We start from the raw sequence: 17,166 nt of genomic DNA on the forward strand, positions 1-17,166 counted from the left end.
CATGGACTTTTTTTATTATATAGATTTACTTATATATAAAATAAATAAAGATGAAGAAAGAGAAGTAAATAAAACCACTATTGAGAATTTAATATAAGATATCTGAAAAAATAGTAATAAATATTTTGATTGATGAAAAAGATATAGCACGAAACTCATAGAAACATTGTGCCATATGGAAAACATACTCTTATTTTGGTATTATAGAAATATATACTAAATTTAGGGGGGATATTATGAAAAAAATAATATCATTGTTCGTTGGAATTATTGTATGCTTATCTTTTATGGGATGCGGAGATACTTCTAATAATCAACAAGGTAATGAGTCAACAAAGCAAACTGTTCAAAAGAAACCTTCAAAAAATGAGCCAACACAAGCTGAATTAAATGCTAAATTAAAAAAAGAAGCTACAAAGGCAGATTTTGTCCAACTCAATGGACATGAAGATCAATATAAAGGCAAAAAAGTATTTATTGAAGGCACTGTTTCTAATGTGACCAATGAAAATAATCCTGGTGGTGAATTTACGATATCAGCACAAGAAGGTAATGGATACGGAATGTATGGAATTACCTCGCTTGATATTGACCATGGTAATGTAGGCAAAGATATAGTAAAAAATAATAAAGTTAAAATATTTGGAACAGTAGATGGTAAAGATAGTTTTGGGGCTCCCCATATAGTTGCTACTATAATTGAAAAAGAATAAGAGTAATAAAAAGTCTTAGAAATAAGGCTTTTTTATTTTATCTAAAAATAATCAAGGAAGGAGGTGAAAGTTGTGGCAGAAAATGAAGAAATAAGTTCTTTAGCGGTAAGGGTTGCACTTGATGATTCAAGCTTTAGCAAGGGTATACAGAACTTAAAAAGAAATTTAGGGACAATTGATAGTGAATTTAAAAGTAGTGTTGCAGGTGTAAAAGATTGGGGCAAAAATCTTGATAGCCTGAAAAGCAATGCTCAATCTCTAGGAGATAAAATAGAAACTCAACGAAAAATAGTTCAAAGTTATTCAGAACAACTAGAAAAATCAAAGAAGACTTTAGAAGATAGCTCTAAGTCTATGATGGAATTAAAAAGTAAAGTTGATTCAACTAAAACTGCGTATGAAGAAAGTAAAGCTACATTAGGATCAGAAAATGAAGAGACAAAGAAGCTGGAGAAAAGTCTCAATGATCTTACTGAAAAGTATAAAAATAATGAGCGAACTGTTTTAAATAATGAAAAGAGTGTACAAGGATACACAATTCAGCTGAATAATGCACAAAGCAGGTTAAAGGGTTTTGAAGGGCAATTGGATGAAACAAATAAAAAAATTGCTAATTTTAAATTAACTTCACTCAGTACCTCTTTAGAAGAAACAAGTAAAAAATTTAAATCTGTTGGAGAAGGGTTTAGCAAAATTGGAGACGCAGCATTAAAATTTTCCACACCTGTAGTAGCTGGACTTGGAGTTGCGGCAAAAGCAGCCACAAGTTTTGATCATGAAATAGCTGATATTAGAAAAGAAGTTGAAGCAAGCGGAGCAAGTACTGAAAAAGTAAACTCCGTTATGTCTGAAATGGCAGAGGATTCCCTGCAGTGGTCTGGAGATTTTGGACAAAGCACAGATGATATAAATGAAGGTTTGTTAACTCTTGTTAAAGATGGCTATAGTGCAGATGAATCTATAAAGGTTATGAATACATCATTAGATACCTCTCGTGGTGCTAATGAAGATTTAGCTGTAGTTGTAGACCAGTTGGGAAGTTCTCTTGAAGCTTATGGAATGAAAACAAATGATGCAGCTCAAACAACACAGAACATGGCTCATATGGCTGATGCTTTTACATATATAAGTAACCATACAAAAGCTAGTATATCATCTTTAGGTGAAGCCTTTAGTATTACGGGTTCAACAGCCTATGCAATGAAAATACCAATGACACAAACTGCGGCGGCTATAGGAATACTTGAGAGTAATGGTATTGATGCAAGTACTGCTGCAAATGCCTTAAAAGCGGGACTTGTAAACTTAACAAAACCTACAGATCAAATGGCGGCAGCTATGAAGGAAATGAATTTACAGGTATTTGATAGTAAAGGTAATATGAAAGATTTACCTGCTCTATTAAATAACATAGAAAAAGGTACAAAAGGTTGGACTAACGAACAAAAACAGGCCGCCCTTGCTGCTATATTTGGCAAAGAATCTCTTGCTACATGGAATGTTCTTGTTCATAAAGGTGGGGATTATTTAAGTGATTTATCCACTCATGCAGATAATGCTAATGGAGAAGTAAAGAAATTATCTGATAGCATGAAAAATACATCTGCAAATAAATTTAAAGAGTTGAGTGCATCCGTCCATACGCTAGGAGTTGAATTTGGACAGAATGTGTTGCCAACGTTAATTCCTATGGTAAAAGAGACTACCAATCTTGTAAAGGCTTTTGGAAATTTAAGCCCAGGTATGCAGAGAGCTATAGCTGATGTGGCTGGATTCACTCTAGTTGCAGGCGTAGCATCGAAAACTATAGGTAGTGTAGTGAAGGGCGGAAGTGGTATCCTGGATTTTTTAGGTAAGCATGTGAAAAAGTCTGCCGAAGCGAAAGTTGCATCTGAAGCAGCCGGAGAAGGGATAAAAAAAGTAGGCCTTGCTGCTGCTGAAACTGGAGTTGAAACGGCAGGTGCAACAGCTGCTAGTGGTGGACTTATAGCAAGCCTAGGAAGTGTAGCTTTAGCAGCCGGACCATATGTATTGGCAATTGGCGGTGTTGTGGCAGCAGGAGTTGCTGTGCATCATGTTATGACTGAACAAGCAGTACCTGCTGTAGACCTATTTGCAGACAGAACTATAAATGACACTGAAAAAGCTTCTGGTTCATTTAAAAATTTAGATAGTAGTATAAAATCATCAACATCTAGCATTAATGCATCTGTTAATAAAGCAGGCTTAGACACAACGCAAACCACCATAAAAATATCGGATGCTACTAAAAAAGCTGTTCAGTCTTATATCCAAATGGATGATAATGTAAAGAAAACCATGACAGACATATACATTAATGCTGATAAATTTACCGATCAAACTAAAAAATCAGTTATAAGTCAATATACTGACATGACTAATAGCACCAAAATTTTAAACACAGGAATGAAAACTGATTCTATTAACCAATTTAAGCAGATGGTATCTCAGACGGGAAATTTGACTAAAGACAATGTAGAAAAGATTGTTGCAAAATATTCTGATATGGTAAATAAAGTTTCAGGGCTTACAAAACAGCAGAAAGAAGCTATGGTTAAGAATTTCAGAGATGGCTTGACGCAGTCCGTTGGAATAACCCAGCAGCAAGTAAATACTATAACCCAGCAAATTACAGCTATGGGTACGAAAATAAAAGAAGGTATGGATAAACAGTCTAATGACAGATATACAACTCTTAAGAATTTTTTTGATAAAAGCAGTGCTTTAAGTACTCAAGATGAGCAGAAAATATTGCAGAATATGCAGAAAGACAATAATAACAAAAAACAAAAAATAACTCAGTATGAAGCTCAAATAACAGCTATATATCAAAAAGCTTCAAATAATCATAGAGACTTAACTGTGCAAGAACAACAGCAAGTTAATTCTCTAAAAGATAAAATGAGAACCAATGCTGTACAATCTTTAAGCCAAAATGAAATAGAAAGCAAGGTTATATTAGAAAGAATAAAAAGTTATGGTACAAGTATAACTGAGCAGCAGGCACAGGATATAATAAAAAGTGCCAATAAACAACGTGATGGGGCTATAGCAGCAGCTAATCAACAATACAATGATGTTGTTGCTAATGCAATATATCAAAGAGATGTAACGCACTCTATGACTGCCGACCAGGCTGATAAGGTTATAAAAGATGCAGGAAATCAGAGAGACCAAAGTGTACAAGCAGCAAATGAGCAGAGAACTCAAGTTGTAGATCATCTAAGTAAAATGGATGGCGAAGTATTAAAAAACATGGATACTGATACTGGAAATATGCTTGCCCCATGGACAAAATTAATTAAAAATATTAAACAAGCTTGGACAGATTTCAAAAAATGGCTTAGCGGTTTATTTGCCCACAGTGGGAGTGGAGACCAAAAAATTCCGGCCACTAGTAGTATAGGTTCTGGAAATGGTCTTGGTGGTATACCTGGCTTAGCAAGTGGAACTGATAGTGCATCAACCGGATGGCATATCGTTGGTGAAGAAGGACCTGAACTTTATTATTTTGCTGGTGGCGAAACTGTTATAGATGCAAAATCTACTAATAAAATATTAAGCCAGGTAAATAAAAGTAGTAGTGGTTCATCCCAAAATGACAGCGGAGAACAATTGAGAGCTACAGAGCAGTATGGAGAAAATTTAAATAAGTATTTTGCTAATGGTTTGGAAAGCAGCATATCTACAGTATCCAAACCATTAAATGTATTACAAGATAGCGTAAATACTTTAATGACTTCATTTATACAAAAATATCTTAGTTATGGACAGCAGAGTAGTAAAAATATGGGACTAGGCATAACTCAAAGTTCAGCCTCTGCAATAAATCCAGTAAATACTTTAAATAAGAAAATAGGTACCTCGGCGTCTAATCTTACTCAGTCTTTTACAAAGTATGGACAAGATTCAATATCTAATTTAGGAACTGGGATAACAGGAAATGAGTCAGTTGCAAATAATGCTGTAAATAAGGTAACAGATGATAATGAGAGTATTTTAGATGCTTATTCCAAGGTTCATGTTGATTACGGGACATCTTCTATGGACAATCTTGGAACTGCCATAACAGGGAATGAAGGTGTAGTTACTGATGCAAATACCAAGGTAACTACAGATAATAAAGTTATATTAAGTGATTATGTACAGCTCCATACGACATATGGAGCTAATTCCATGTCAAATCTGACTGCTGGAATAAATAGTGCTTCTCCCAATGTACTATCTGCAACAAATAAGGTATCAAATGACAATAAAAATGTATTAAATAATTTTGCTGCATCTGCAAACCCGATAGGACAGAATGTTACCAATGGCCTTTCTGAAGGAATGAAATCTGCCGAAGCCAATGCTGTTAGTATAGCCCATGAGCTTACACAAAAAGTTTTAGATGCTTTTACCGGACCAGACGGATTCGATATACACAGCCCTTCTAAAAAGACAACAGGATATGGTGAAAATGTAATACAAGGCTTTATAAATGGTATGTCCAAGAAAGATGTACTTAATTTCTTTAAGAATAAAATTGGTGGCATGCTTAACTTTGCGGAGGGTGCTAGTGGACAGATTGCAAGTTGGCTAACTGCTGCACTTGCATTAACAGGACAGCCTATGTCAGCACTTCCAGCACTTGAACAAATAGCAATGCATGAAAGCGGAGGAAATCCCATGGCAATAAATTTATGGGATAGTAACGCAGCAGCAGGTCATCCATCCAAAGGTTTAATGCAACTAATAGATGATAACATGCAGTATGCACTTCCAGGTATGGATAATATATGGAATCCTATAGATAATGCTGTAGCAGCTATTAGATATATGATAGCAACCTATGGAAGCATATGGAACGTACCGGGTATAAGGAGTATGGCAAGTGGTGGATCATATGTTGGTTATGCTGCTGGTACAACCAATGCTGTGGCAGGATGGAGAATAGTAGGGGAGAATGGCCCTGAATTAGAGTATTCTCCTAGCGGAGGAGAGACCATTTTAAATGCCAGTGATACATCAAAAGTTTTAAGTGCTAATTCATCAAATAGCAATGGAAAGACAATAGGAGCATCACTTATAAAAGGTATAGCAGATGGAATAAGCAGCAAGATAAGTTTAATAAGTAACGCAATGTCCAATATTGGGAAAGCAGCAAGTAATGCTTTTGGAAACTCATTAAAACAATATGATGCATGGGATGAGTTTAAGAATGAACTTGCTAAGGCTCTAAATGACAATGAAGTGTATATAAATAACAGCGTAGTTAAACTTAACACAGTACTTGCCAATTCTGTCATGAATGAAAGAAATGCAAGAAGCAAATATTTTGAAGATTATAGTAAAGGTGTTATTTCTTCAGATGCTGCTGTAACTAAATTGGATGTTGATATAAAAAATCTTCAAACCTCGACTGGCGATTTTGAAACAGATACAAGAAATCTGCTAGGTGTTATGACAGATCAAAGTACAGAAATAAATATACTTACAGCGGAATATAACAAGCTTGGAACTCAATATGGGTATAACTCGGACAAAGCATTGGATGCTCTAAAAAAAATACAGGATGTTAAAGATGCTTATCAAAAAAGTGGTACTGACATTTTAACTTTAGTTGATAATCTTAAAAAATCTGAGATAGATGGTATAAATGAGGTTGATGATAAGATTAAAGATGCGTTAAAACAAAGGTATCAAGATGAGCAGGATGCTGCAGAAAAGCAGGTTAACCTTGCAACAGATACCCAAACCAAAATATTACAGGCAAAAATAGATAATTTAGATCAGCAAGAAAGTGACCTTGACATAGAGTATCAGGACGAAGACGACGCTGATAAAAGAGCCGAACTTGAAAGACAGTTATCTATGCATTATGGAGCTGCAAAGAAGAAGGAGCTTCAAGAGGAACTTGATGATCTTAATAAAACAGAGGAAAGAAGGCACCAGAAAGAGTCTATTACCCAGCAAAAAGATGATTTGCAAAAGCAAATTGACCAGTTAAAGGAAAGCAATGATAATATGATTAAAAATATAGAAGAATTTTACTCTGATAAACTTAAGGATGCAAATATAGATGCTGAGGCACAAAAAATGATAATAAACGATAACCAAAGTGAAATAATAACACTGCTTAAAAGTTATGGTAAGGATTATGAGATTACAGGTTCATCGCTAGGAGATAGATTTGCAGCTGGATTTAAAAGTTCTCTTACTTCAATTTCAGACATGATAAGTAATTTAAAATCACAAATAAATGATTTAAATACCAATGTAAATTTATCATCTATAAGTCCACTTTCAACTAACGTAAATAATACAGTTACAAGTAATATACAGCAAACTTATACTGCACCTAAAAGTATACAGAGCAGCCAACCTATAGTTATAGTAACTAAAACATATTTAGATGGTAAACAAGTGGCCGAAACATCAACACCGTATATTGATAAAAATTTAGGCGCAATAAATGCTTTAAGTGCAAGGGGGTTGTAAAAATGAGTGTAAAAGATGGCTTTATATTTAATGGAAAACATTCTTTTAAAGATTTTAATGTATGGCTTCAGGAGAAAAAAATACAGCCTCCAGCAAAGACAAAAATAAAAGAGTCCGTCCCTTTTATGAATGGCACATATGACTTTAGCACTGTTGGAAGTAATGGAGATCAGGTATATGGAGAAAGAAAAATACAGGTTAAACTTGGACTTCGTACTAAAAGTAAGGAAGAGTTATATATAGTATATCAACTTATTCTTGAATGGCTTGAAGATACGGGAAGGCAGGAATTAATGTTTGATAACATACCTGGATTCTATTTTATTGCAGAGGTTGAAGATACACCAGAATTTGAAGAAACTATAAAGATGGGTACTTTAACAATAAGCTTTACAGCACAACCATTCAAAGTAAGTACAAGTTATATGGGAGATGATATTTGGGATACATTTTGTTTTTTGACAGACTATACCCAATATACAAATGAATTTGCTATAAATGGTGAAAATGCTGTAACTATGTATAACAATGGAAGGTCAATAACTCCAGTAATAAACTGTAGTTCTGACATGACATTAGTCTATAACGGTAAAACTTATAATCTTACCAAAGGAGACAATAAACCTTGGGGTTTAAAACTACAAAATGGCAGAAATGATTTATTATTCAGTGGCAGCGGTACAGCAAAGATTTTGTTTAGATGGGAGGTTTTGTAGTGTATAAAATTTCTATTATAAATGGAAGTGATGAAATAGTTGTACATTATCCAGATCCGGAAGCACCAAAAGTTTCAGACCCGCATCTAAATTTAAAAAGAAGTCAGGCAGGCAGCTTGACTTTTTCTATTCCCTGGGATAATCCAGGATATAATTTAGTCACTAGGTTCGTAACTAAGGTAAGATGTATAGACGTAAGAGACGATGGAGAAATATTTAGCGGTAGAATATTCAGCATTAAGCCTAGTATGACAGAAAGTGGAGAATTTAAAAAGGATATTGTATGTGAAGGCAAAATGAACTATCTTCAGGATACTATTGTACAAAGCGTTATATATGAAGATAAAACACCTAAAGATGTTATAATTGATTTTCTGAACTACCATAATACACAGGTTGAAGATTATAAGAAAGTGCAACCTGGAATTATAGACGTAGAGGATTGGTTGTTTTTTACTACAGACTTTGAAACGACTTTAGAAGCAATTGAAAAATATGTTTATGATGAAAATAAAGGTTTCTTGAAATTTAGAACTGAGGACGGAACAAATTATCTAGACTATATGGCTAATCCTCCACAGGATAAAATTGCAGAGGTATCTATAGGTCAAAATCTTAAATCTTTAACCATAGATGATAGCCAGGTATTTGGTACAAGAATCATTCCAGTAGGTTCTAATGGCCTGACAATTGAAAGGGTAAATGACAATAAGAGCTATATCGAAGATCCTGCTGCAGTTAAAAAATACGGAATCATTTATAAGAAAGCTGACTACTCAGATATCGATGACGACGAGGAATTGAAGACTGAGTGTACTGCTGATTTAAGTCAGTATACTCAACCTGCAGGAAGTCTTGACATATCTGCACTGGATTTGAGCACTCTTGCAAATACATCTGTTGACAGCATAGATACAGCAACATCCGTCCATATAAGATGCCCAATTCTTGGAGTTGACGATACCTACAAGGTAGTGGAACTTGATGATGATTTAACTAAACCATGGAATCCTAAATTGACAATAAGTAATAAGGCTTCAAAGCTTAGTGGGACTATAGAAGATATTCAATCAAATAGCATTAATAGAATGGCTACTTATGGAGGAGTTCAATTAGGTTATAAATATGGTCTTAGAGTTGTAAGTCATGATAATTCCGTAGAAATACTTATAAATGGAAAGGAAGGCATAATAATTAAAAATGACAGCAAAGAAGTATTCTATTTGGATGCAGATGGAAATGTAAATATGGTAGATGGGTATATAAAACTCCATAGAGGTAATACCCAAATAAGCATAGACCCAAAAGTAGGAATTGAAATAAAGAATGATAGTAAACAGGTTTTTTATATTGATACTTCTGGTAATTTAATAATGGATGGTATACAAAAAATAACCAAAGATGGGAAAGTGTTAATAGAAAATACTTTTAATGAATATGGTGGCATTAAAAATATATATGATATAGATGGTAATTTAGTCTTTAAAATTGGTGTTGAAGCTGGGAGTAGTGACAATGTAGGAGCCACTTTAATTGGTTATAATAAGAGTTCTGATAAACCTCGTTTTAAGTTAGGCATATCTAAAAGTGGAGATTTTGGAGTATTAGAAGCATTAAATTCAAATGGTGAGGTAAAGGCTGAAATAAATGCTGATGATGGTAATGGTAATGGAGTAGCATTTATTGTTAATTCTAATGGGATAAGACAGAGACTTGCTACAGAGCAATTCGCATTAGCTCATATGAGCAGTGGAGGTGATAAAGGTGGCAGTTGATGTAAGTAAAGAAGCTGATTATATAAGACATAAAACTTATGGAATAGAGGTAAGAGGTAGTCTTGCAGATGGAATTACTAAAATTGCAGACGAGGTTAATAAATACGAAGATACTCAAAATCAAGAACAGGCAGATTTTGAAAATGCTCAAAAGAAGGAGCAATCAAATTATGAAAATAAGATAGATACTGAATTTGATAATTATAAATCTGATTTGACTAAAGATGAAAATGACTTTCAAACTGCTCAAAGAAAAGAACAATCTGATTATGAAACTAAAATGGATGATAAGTGGTCTGGTTATAAAAAAATAATGGACACTGATGAAGCAATTAGAAAGCAAAATGAAGATATTAGGCAGTCCAATGAGCAAACTAGAGAGTCCAATGAAGCTGTCCGACAGAGCAACGAAACTACTAGAAAACAAAATGAAATAGTTAGGCAAAACAATGAAGCTACTAGAATTCAAAATGAGACAGCAAGGGAGACAGCTTTTGTAGGTATGCAGCATGTAGATGCTAACTTAGAATTATCTGCAGCTAGAGGAACCTTTGACAATTTAAATGATAGATTGAATTATTTTGAGGGTGAAACTCTGGTAAATAAAGAGCTTATAACAATTCCACATAACTTTAATTCATACCCTAATGTTAGGTGCATTTGCACTAATTATGGTGCAGGAGTAGGAGGAGCTGGAGAAACACCTGCAGGAGGTACAGAGAGTTATTTGGTTAATGCAAAAATAGGTTATCCAGATACAAACAATGTGAAAATTTATGTACCTGCAAACTATTTAATTAGAAGCCCTGTATTGCAACAAATAAATAGCAGCAAATATATTTTAGCTTCTAGTGATAAAACAGAAACTAAAAGTATGTTAATAAATTTAATGGAGGTGGCTTAGATGGAAGACTTGATTAAAGGCGAATCAGATTGGCATAACAAGGTGAATAGTAATTTTCGTGAACTTGCTGAAAAGGCTGGTGTAGTTATAACTGAAGAAGATATTCCGGTTGCTGAAAGAAAAAAGGGTGCGGTTTATTTTGTAGTTACAGACCAGGCACCAACAACAAATGAAACTATAAAAGTAAGCCCTACTATGGGCGTAAAAACAGTATAGGAGGTAATGTTATATGGCTGATACATTAATACAAATACAGTTACTAGATTCCACTACAGGAGAAGTAGTTTCTGATGCTTTCCCGTTAACCCAGGCCAAAGGAGTAAAACTTGCTAATGGACAGGATTTAGAAACATATCTATCAAGTTTAGTTCTTCAAAAAGGAGATACAGGAGCAACAGGAGCTAAGGGTACAGATGGAAAGACTATATGGAATGGCACAAGTGATCCAACTTCCAGTACTGGAACGGATGGAGACTTTTATATAAACACAAATTCACATAAGATTTTTGGACCTAAAGCAAGTGGATTATGGCCAACAGGAGTTAGTATTATTGGACCTCAAGGAATTCAAGGAGTGCAAGGTACGAAAGGCGACACAGGAGCAACCGGGCCAACTGGACCTACAGGTTCACAAGGAGCTAAAGGGGACAAAGGAGATCCGGGAGATACTTTAAAGTATGGGACAAATTATAGTACAGCAAGTAGTGTTAAGTTATTTTTCAAACAGGTGTAGGAGGTGAGGTAAATGGCAGAGGAAAGGACTATACAGATACAAGATGACTCAGGAAATGTTTATTATCCACAAACAAAATCATCCGCCGTATTTATGGGTGATGGAAAATCCATTGATTCACATTTGGGGGATGCTACTGCTTTAAAAACTTCTGCTAAAGATAGTTTTGTAAATGCTATAAATGAGGTTTTTCAATCTGGCACTAACGTAAAATCTAATGCGATTAGTGCCGTAAATAGTAAAGGAGGAAATTTAAGTACTAGTGCTACATGGGATGATGTAATAAATGCCATAAAAGCTATAGCAAAAGGACAGGGAAATGCGGTAGAAAGTGAAGTATTAGGTGGAGCTACTTTTTCTAATTCAGATGGGAAACTTAGGACTGGCTCTATGGCTAATAATGGAGCCATAAGTGGAACTATCACAAATCAAGGACAATCTATAAGTATTCCAGAAGGTTATACAAAAGGTGGTAGCATTAATGCAAATTTTGCTAATTTAATTGCTAGTAATATAAAAAAGGATGTAAATATAGGTGGTATTACTGGTTCACTAGATGTAGGTAAAAAATATGCTAGTTCAACTATTTCAAATCCTTCGAATACAACATATAAAATAACTATTGACGTAGGTTTTACTATTGGTATTATAATTGCAAATTATCCAGGTTATACAAAAGCATATGGAATAAAGAATGTTGGCACAGGTGGAGGTAATAGTAGTGGTGGTAATTTAGATATAGATTTTAACTCAGATGGTACAGTAACAGTATGGCAAACTAATGGAAATGCATTAACTGGAACAGTTACTTATACAGTTTTGGAATTATAAGGAGGGATTGAGATGAATATTGGAAGAAGAATAATATATGATAGTGTGTCAGGAAAAGTGTTATTAGATTTAGGAGAAGGTCAGGGAGAACCTAGAGTCGCTATTAATTCTCTTGATTATATTGATTTACTATATGGCCAGGACAGTGATAAGTTTAATAGGGTTAAATCTTATCATGTGGATGTAACAACGAAAACTGTGGTGTTTGATGAACTTTATGATCCACCAGTTGACAAAGATGCAGAAATAGCAACTTTGCAGCAGCAATTATTACAGTCACAGGGGGTAATATAAATGAATCAGGAATACGTAAATTGGCTAGTTGCTTTTATTAGAAATGGGACTATAAATATAAAAACAGGAAAGCCTTTCGCGATAAATGATATTATAAATACGGACTATAAAGCAGCAGTACAAGCAGCTTTAAGTAGTACAACAGTTTAGAATATAAGGCAAAATAGAAGCTAGAGATAGCTTTTTTTATTTTGCCTAAAAATACTTAAATGGGAGGCTAAAGATGGAAAATCTATTTATGGAGGTGGCAAAGGCTTCGCCAATATTAGCGCTGATGTTAATATTTTGGTATTTTCAAAGGCAAGACTATAAAAATTTTGTTGATAAAGTGCAAAATGATAATTTGGAAAGAGAAAAGAATTATCAAGCAACCATTAAGGAAAACCAGAATATAATCAGTAAACTAACTGAAAAATTTAATATTGTCGAAGGTATTAAAGATGATATCAAGGATATAAAAGAAAAAATATTTAAATAGGAAGGAAGTAATAACATGATAATTACTTACGATTTTGGGCATGGCACCGGTGAGGATCGTGGTGCATCTGGATATAGAAACGAGGAACATGACTGTCGAGAATATGGAGCACTTGTAATTAAGAAATTGCAGCAACTAGGACATACCTGCTATGATTGTACGCCTTCAGCAAGCCCAGGCTTATCTTTAGGACAAAGTCTTGCTTATAGAGTTAACAAAGCTAATTCTATAGGTTCACAGCTCCATATTTGTATGCATGTTAATGCCTATGAAACTGATAAGGCCAATGGCTGTGAAGTAGAGTATATAAGTGATTCAGGTAAAAATTATGCTGATAGGATATGTGCTGAAATGTCTAGTTCATTAGGATTTAGAAACAGAGGTAGTCAATTAAGGACAGGACTTTATGTATTAAAGTATACAAACATGACTGCTATTCTTATAGAACCATTTTTCTGTGACACAAAGTCAGATTGTGACAAGTACGATCCTGAAAAACTAGCAACAGCTATTGTAAAAGGAATTACAGGGCAAACAGTATCAAGCCAACCAACCACACCTAAAGCAGTAGTACAACCAGTACCTACATATCCTGAAACAATTCCAGAAGGAGTGTTTCAGATTCCAGGTACCAAATTTTATATAGAACCAAGAGCTGATGGCGATATGGGAATTCATCTAGACAGAGGAAATTATTTAGTAATTAGAAAAGGTGGAGCACCATTGGCAGTTTACAACAATAACAAAGGTCAAGGTGGATCTAAAGTGTTATTTTAATTCTTATTTTATTGATGAAAAGATATGATGAGAATTTTGTTTTACAAGGCTAGTAAAATAGCCTTTTTATAAATTATAAAAAATATAAATAAAATTTTAGGAGGAAAAAAGTATGTTAGGAAATGAAGTAGCAAATATAATTTCAAGTGGAGTATTAAGTGTTTTAGGAGCTTTAGCTTCTTATGGTGTAGCTGTTGGAGTTACTTATCTTAAGAAGAAAAGGGAAGCTTTAATAAAACAGCTTGGTGCGGATCAGTACAACGAAGATTATAAGATGGCACAGGATATTTACTATATAGTAGAGCAACAGTTTAAATTTATTTCTCAAGCAGGAGAACAAAAGAAAAAGAAATTTGATGAGTTGCTAGTTGAGAAAATACCAGGAATATCTCAGGAGGAACTGGATCACTTCAGGGAAACTATTTGTGGAAAGGTTAATGCAGGAGTTGTATCTAGTGGAATTTTAGCTCCTGCTTTTAATAACATAAAAGATATGGCAGATGTAGTAGATACTAATAAAAAATTAGATAATTCTTCTATTAATTCTCAAGGTACTGGAAGTACAATAGTTCAGTAAATTTTATTTTATTATAGTGGTCTTTACAGGCCACTATATATTTTTACTATTAGATGAACATAAGTTCAAAAATACAAAGGAGAAATTATAAATGAATAGTTTTATAGGATGGATAGGTGGAAAGAAACTGTTAAGAAAAGAAATAGTTAAAAGATTTCCTGAAAAATTTAACAGGTACATAGAAGTATTTGGAGGAGCGGCATGGGTTTTATTCTCAAAAGATAAGTTAGCTAATATGGAAGTATATAATGATGTAAATAGTGACCTGGTTAATTTATTTAGATGTGTAAAATATCACTGTGGAGAATTACAGAAAGAACTTTCATTTATGTTGAATTCAAGAGAATTATTTTATGATTTTATAAATCAATATAACACTAGAGGAATGACAGATATACAGAGGGCAGCAAGATTCTTTATGCTAATTAAGACAAGCTATGGAAGTAATTTAGAGTCTTACGGTTGTGTTAAAAAAGATATTAATATAATGACTAAATATCTTACAGATATTCAAGAGAGACTTTCAGGAGTAGTTATTGAAAATAAAGATTTTCAAAATTTACTTAAGGTATATGATAAAGAAGAGGCACTTATATATTTAGATCCTCCATACTATGGCACTGAAAGGTACTATCAGAATAGGTTTTCAAAAGAAGATCATATAAGGTTAAGTAATTGTTTGAAAAATGTAAAGGGAAAATTTATTCTTTCATATAATAATTGCGAATTTGTAAGGAATCTATATAAAGATTTTAATATAGATGAGGTTGCAAGAAATCATAATCTTATAGGTAGGTACAAAAATAAAGATCATAAATATAGTGAATTAATCATTAGAAATTATTAATGTAGATGTGTATATAAAAATAATATCCTAGGGTGGTATAAAAATTACTCTAGGATATTATTTTTATATTTTTTAGAAAAAAAGTAATAAAAATCTAGTATATCTATTGACTTTTTACGTAGATTTGATATAATATAATTGTAAGGAGAAGGAGGTGAAGAAGTGGAATGGATAAGTAAATTAATAGCCCTAGTTATTTCAATACTAACAATTCGTCAACTGAACGCGACTTACAGGAAAACGAAATTAGAAATTAAAAAACTAGAGCTGGAAATCCAAAAACTGAGGGAAGGGAAATAACTTCCCTCTCTAAAAAATATTTTATTTACTTATTTATTATACACGATAATATGAAAATATTAAACTTTTCTTTGATAATTTGTGCAATAATAATTGTGACATTAGGATGTAGACTTATGTTTGTTAAGATAAAAAAGAATAAATTAGAAGATGAAAAAAATAAGTTATTAAAAAAGCAGAATAAGGAGTGAATTATGGATCGTGATGAGCTTATAAAATTAGTTCAGGAGAAGACTATGGATTCAAGTGAGGTTGTAGAATACTTAGGTATAAGTAAACAGCGTCTTTCCGATATGAATAGGCAGGGAAAATTAACAGCAATAAAAAAGGGAATCTATTTAAGAGAAGATGTTGAAAAAAGAAAATTAGAACAGGATGATCTTAGAAAAAAATATTACAAAAGGTAATTTAAGAACCTAGCAGTGATAAAATCTGCTAGGTTCTTAAATTACCTTTTGTAAGAAATATAGCAAATGTTCATAAGAATAATAAACCTATTAGAACAAACATATTAAAATTCACACGTCCAAAACAAACATGTGGATACCATACACATTTAATAACACCACACTTAATAAGACTATACTTAATAAGAATTTATAAATAATAATATATAAACAACTAACCAAATTTTTAGTAGCATAGTAAACATATTTTTAAAAATATGTTTACAAATATGTTTACAAATATGTTTAAATGATATATAATTTAAACATAGGAGGTGGTTAGATGAAAAGAATTCCATTTACCACTACCATAGATGATAATATACAAGATAAATTCAGAGTTACTTGTACTAAAAATAAGGCTAAAATGAACGATGTATTAGAAGCATTTATGGAAAGCTATATCAACGGAGATTTTGAAATTCAAAAGGAAGTCAAATTCAGCTTAAAAAAATCAAACAAGTAAAAGGAAACCTGCTCACCGTCCAAAGTTTACAGATTTCCTCACACATATAACTACAACACAATTAGTTGTCGTTACAAAATTTATTATATCAAATTTTTATAATAATTCAAGGAGGAGCGGAGCTATGACTAAAGGATTTACAAAAGTGGATAACAATATATTACTTAATTCAAGTCTAAGCCTAGAAGCTAAAGGACTTTATTCCATACTTAAACATTTATCTACAATACCTAATTTTATAATAAGGCGAGATTACGTAAAGGGTATTAGCGGTTATGGTGAAACTGCTTTCCGCAGAGTTTGGAAGGAGTTGAAAGAAAAGGGATTATTGCTAGAAGCTAAGTTAAGAGAAAAAGGAAGATATATTTATAAGTATGTCTTAAACACTAATGAAGAAATAAAAAAGCCTAAAGTGCCAGAAGAAAAACAGCCGCCAGTTGGTAATGCGGCAGGAAAAAGGCTTGATACAAAGCAAGAGATGTCTGTAACAGATTTAGACATAAAGATAATTTCTAAATCTACAGGTTTTACAGATGAACAATCTAAAGAAATTTTAGAAGCTGCTAATAATAATACTTCTAAAGTAATGGAGAGCTACCAATATGCTAAAGAGCAAAACGATGTAAGAAATATATTTAAGTACACCAAATGGGCAGTAAAGAATCTGGCAAATCACGTAAATATATTTAGCAATAAAAAGAAGCCTTCATTCAACAATTTCAAACAGAGAACTTATGATTTCAAAAAGTTAGAAAGTGCATTACTGCATGGCAAATTTTATGAATTGCCTGTATAGGAAGGTGAATAT

General features: G+C 33.1%; 18 protein-coding genes. All 18 read left to right on the forward strand.

Annotation, left to right across the window (positions count from 1 at the left end; all coding sequences use genetic code 11):
* Positions 1-236: 236 nt before the first annotated feature.
* Positions 237-713: a DNA-binding protein gene (locus tag B5S50_RS17470; RefSeq protein WP_217302430.1), complete on the forward strand. Its 477-nt coding sequence runs from the start codon at positions 237-239 to the stop codon at positions 711-713.
* A 72-nt stretch (positions 714-785) separates the two neighbouring features.
* The gene (locus B5S50_RS17475) at positions 786-7,214 is read left to right on the forward strand and encodes a phage tail tape measure protein (protein ID WP_217302431.1); all 6,429 of its coding nucleotides are present in this window, start codon (positions 786-788) and stop codon (positions 7,212-7,214) included.
* A 2-nt stretch (positions 7,215-7,216) separates the two neighbouring features.
* Positions 7,217-7,930 carry a distal tail protein Dit gene (locus B5S50_RS17480; RefSeq protein WP_217302432.1) on the forward strand — a complete coding sequence of 238 codons (714 nt, stop codon included), beginning with the start codon at positions 7,217-7,219 and terminating at the stop codon, positions 7,928-7,930.
* Positions 7,930-9,705, forward strand: coding sequence for a phage tail protein (locus B5S50_RS17485; RefSeq protein ID WP_217302433.1), 1,776 nt, complete (start codon positions 7,930-7,932; stop codon positions 9,703-9,705). The genes B5S50_RS17480 and B5S50_RS17485 overlap by 1 nt, the downstream gene beginning before the upstream one ends.
* Positions 9,695-10,609, forward strand: coding sequence for a hypothetical protein (locus B5S50_RS17490; protein WP_217302434.1), 915 nt, complete (start codon positions 9,695-9,697; stop codon positions 10,607-10,609). Before B5S50_RS17485 ends, B5S50_RS17490 begins: the two co-directional genes overlap by 11 nt.
* On the forward strand, positions 10,610-10,825 hold the full coding sequence (locus B5S50_RS17495; protein ID WP_217302435.1) for a hypothetical protein: 216 nt from the start codon (positions 10,610-10,612) through the stop codon (positions 10,823-10,825).
* A 13-nt stretch (positions 10,826-10,838) separates the two neighbouring features.
* Complete coding sequence (locus B5S50_RS17500) at positions 10,839-11,342, forward strand: collagen-like protein (RefSeq protein WP_063600466.1); 504 nt, start codon at positions 10,839-10,841, stop codon at positions 11,340-11,342.
* A 12-nt stretch (positions 11,343-11,354) separates the two neighbouring features.
* On the forward strand, positions 11,355-12,173 hold the full coding sequence (locus B5S50_RS17505) for a hypothetical protein (protein ID WP_217302436.1): 819 nt from the start codon (positions 11,355-11,357) through the stop codon (positions 12,171-12,173).
* A 12-nt stretch (positions 12,174-12,185) separates the two neighbouring features.
* Positions 12,186-12,467, forward strand: a complete 282-nt coding sequence (locus B5S50_RS17510; RefSeq protein ID WP_217302437.1) for a hypothetical protein — start codon at positions 12,186-12,188, stop codon at positions 12,465-12,467.
* The gene (locus B5S50_RS17515) at positions 12,468-12,617 is read left to right on the forward strand and encodes a hypothetical protein (RefSeq protein WP_217302438.1); all 150 of its coding nucleotides are present in this window, start codon (positions 12,468-12,470) and stop codon (positions 12,615-12,617) included.
* A gap of 73 nt (positions 12,618-12,690) precedes the next feature.
* A complete protein-coding gene (locus B5S50_RS17520) occupies positions 12,691-12,945 on the forward strand; it encodes a BhlA/UviB family holin-like peptide (protein WP_217302439.1) in 255 nt (84 codons plus the stop codon).
* Positions 12,946-12,960: 15 nt separating this feature from the next.
* Complete coding sequence (locus tag B5S50_RS17525) at positions 12,961-13,722, forward strand: N-acetylmuramoyl-L-alanine amidase (RefSeq protein ID WP_217302440.1); 762 nt, start codon at positions 12,961-12,963, stop codon at positions 13,720-13,722.
* Between the two features lie 112 nt (positions 13,723-13,834).
* On the forward strand, positions 13,835-14,299 hold the full coding sequence (locus B5S50_RS17530; RefSeq protein ID WP_217302441.1) for a hypothetical protein: 465 nt from the start codon (positions 13,835-13,837) through the stop codon (positions 14,297-14,299).
* Positions 14,300-14,390: 91 nt separating this feature from the next.
* Positions 14,391-15,146: a Dam family site-specific DNA-(adenine-N6)-methyltransferase gene (locus tag B5S50_RS17535; protein WP_217302442.1), complete on the forward strand. Its 756-nt coding sequence runs from the start codon at positions 14,391-14,393 to the stop codon at positions 15,144-15,146.
* Positions 15,147-15,308: 162 nt separating this feature from the next.
* Positions 15,309-15,446, forward strand: a complete 138-nt coding sequence (locus B5S50_RS17540; RefSeq protein WP_217302443.1) for a hypothetical protein — start codon at positions 15,309-15,311, stop codon at positions 15,444-15,446.
* Positions 15,447-15,640: 194 nt separating this feature from the next.
* Positions 15,641-15,853 carry a helix-turn-helix domain-containing protein gene (locus B5S50_RS17545; RefSeq protein ID WP_217302444.1) on the forward strand — a complete coding sequence of 71 codons (213 nt, stop codon included), beginning with the start codon at positions 15,641-15,643 and terminating at the stop codon, positions 15,851-15,853.
* Positions 15,854-16,175: 322 nt separating this feature from the next.
* The gene (locus B5S50_RS17550) at positions 16,176-16,358 is read left to right on the forward strand and encodes a hypothetical protein (RefSeq protein WP_217302445.1); all 183 of its coding nucleotides are present in this window, start codon (positions 16,176-16,178) and stop codon (positions 16,356-16,358) included.
* A gap of 124 nt (positions 16,359-16,482) precedes the next feature.
* Entirely contained in the window at positions 16,483-17,154 is a 672-nt protein-coding gene (locus B5S50_RS17555) for a hypothetical protein (RefSeq protein ID WP_217302446.1), read from the forward strand.
* Positions 17,155-17,166: the final 12 nt, after the last annotated feature.

This window comes from Clostridium sp. 001, assembly GCF_019056555.1.
GTDB classification, from domain to species: Bacteria; Bacillota; Clostridia; order Clostridiales; family Clostridiaceae; genus Clostridium_B; species Clostridium_B ragsdalei.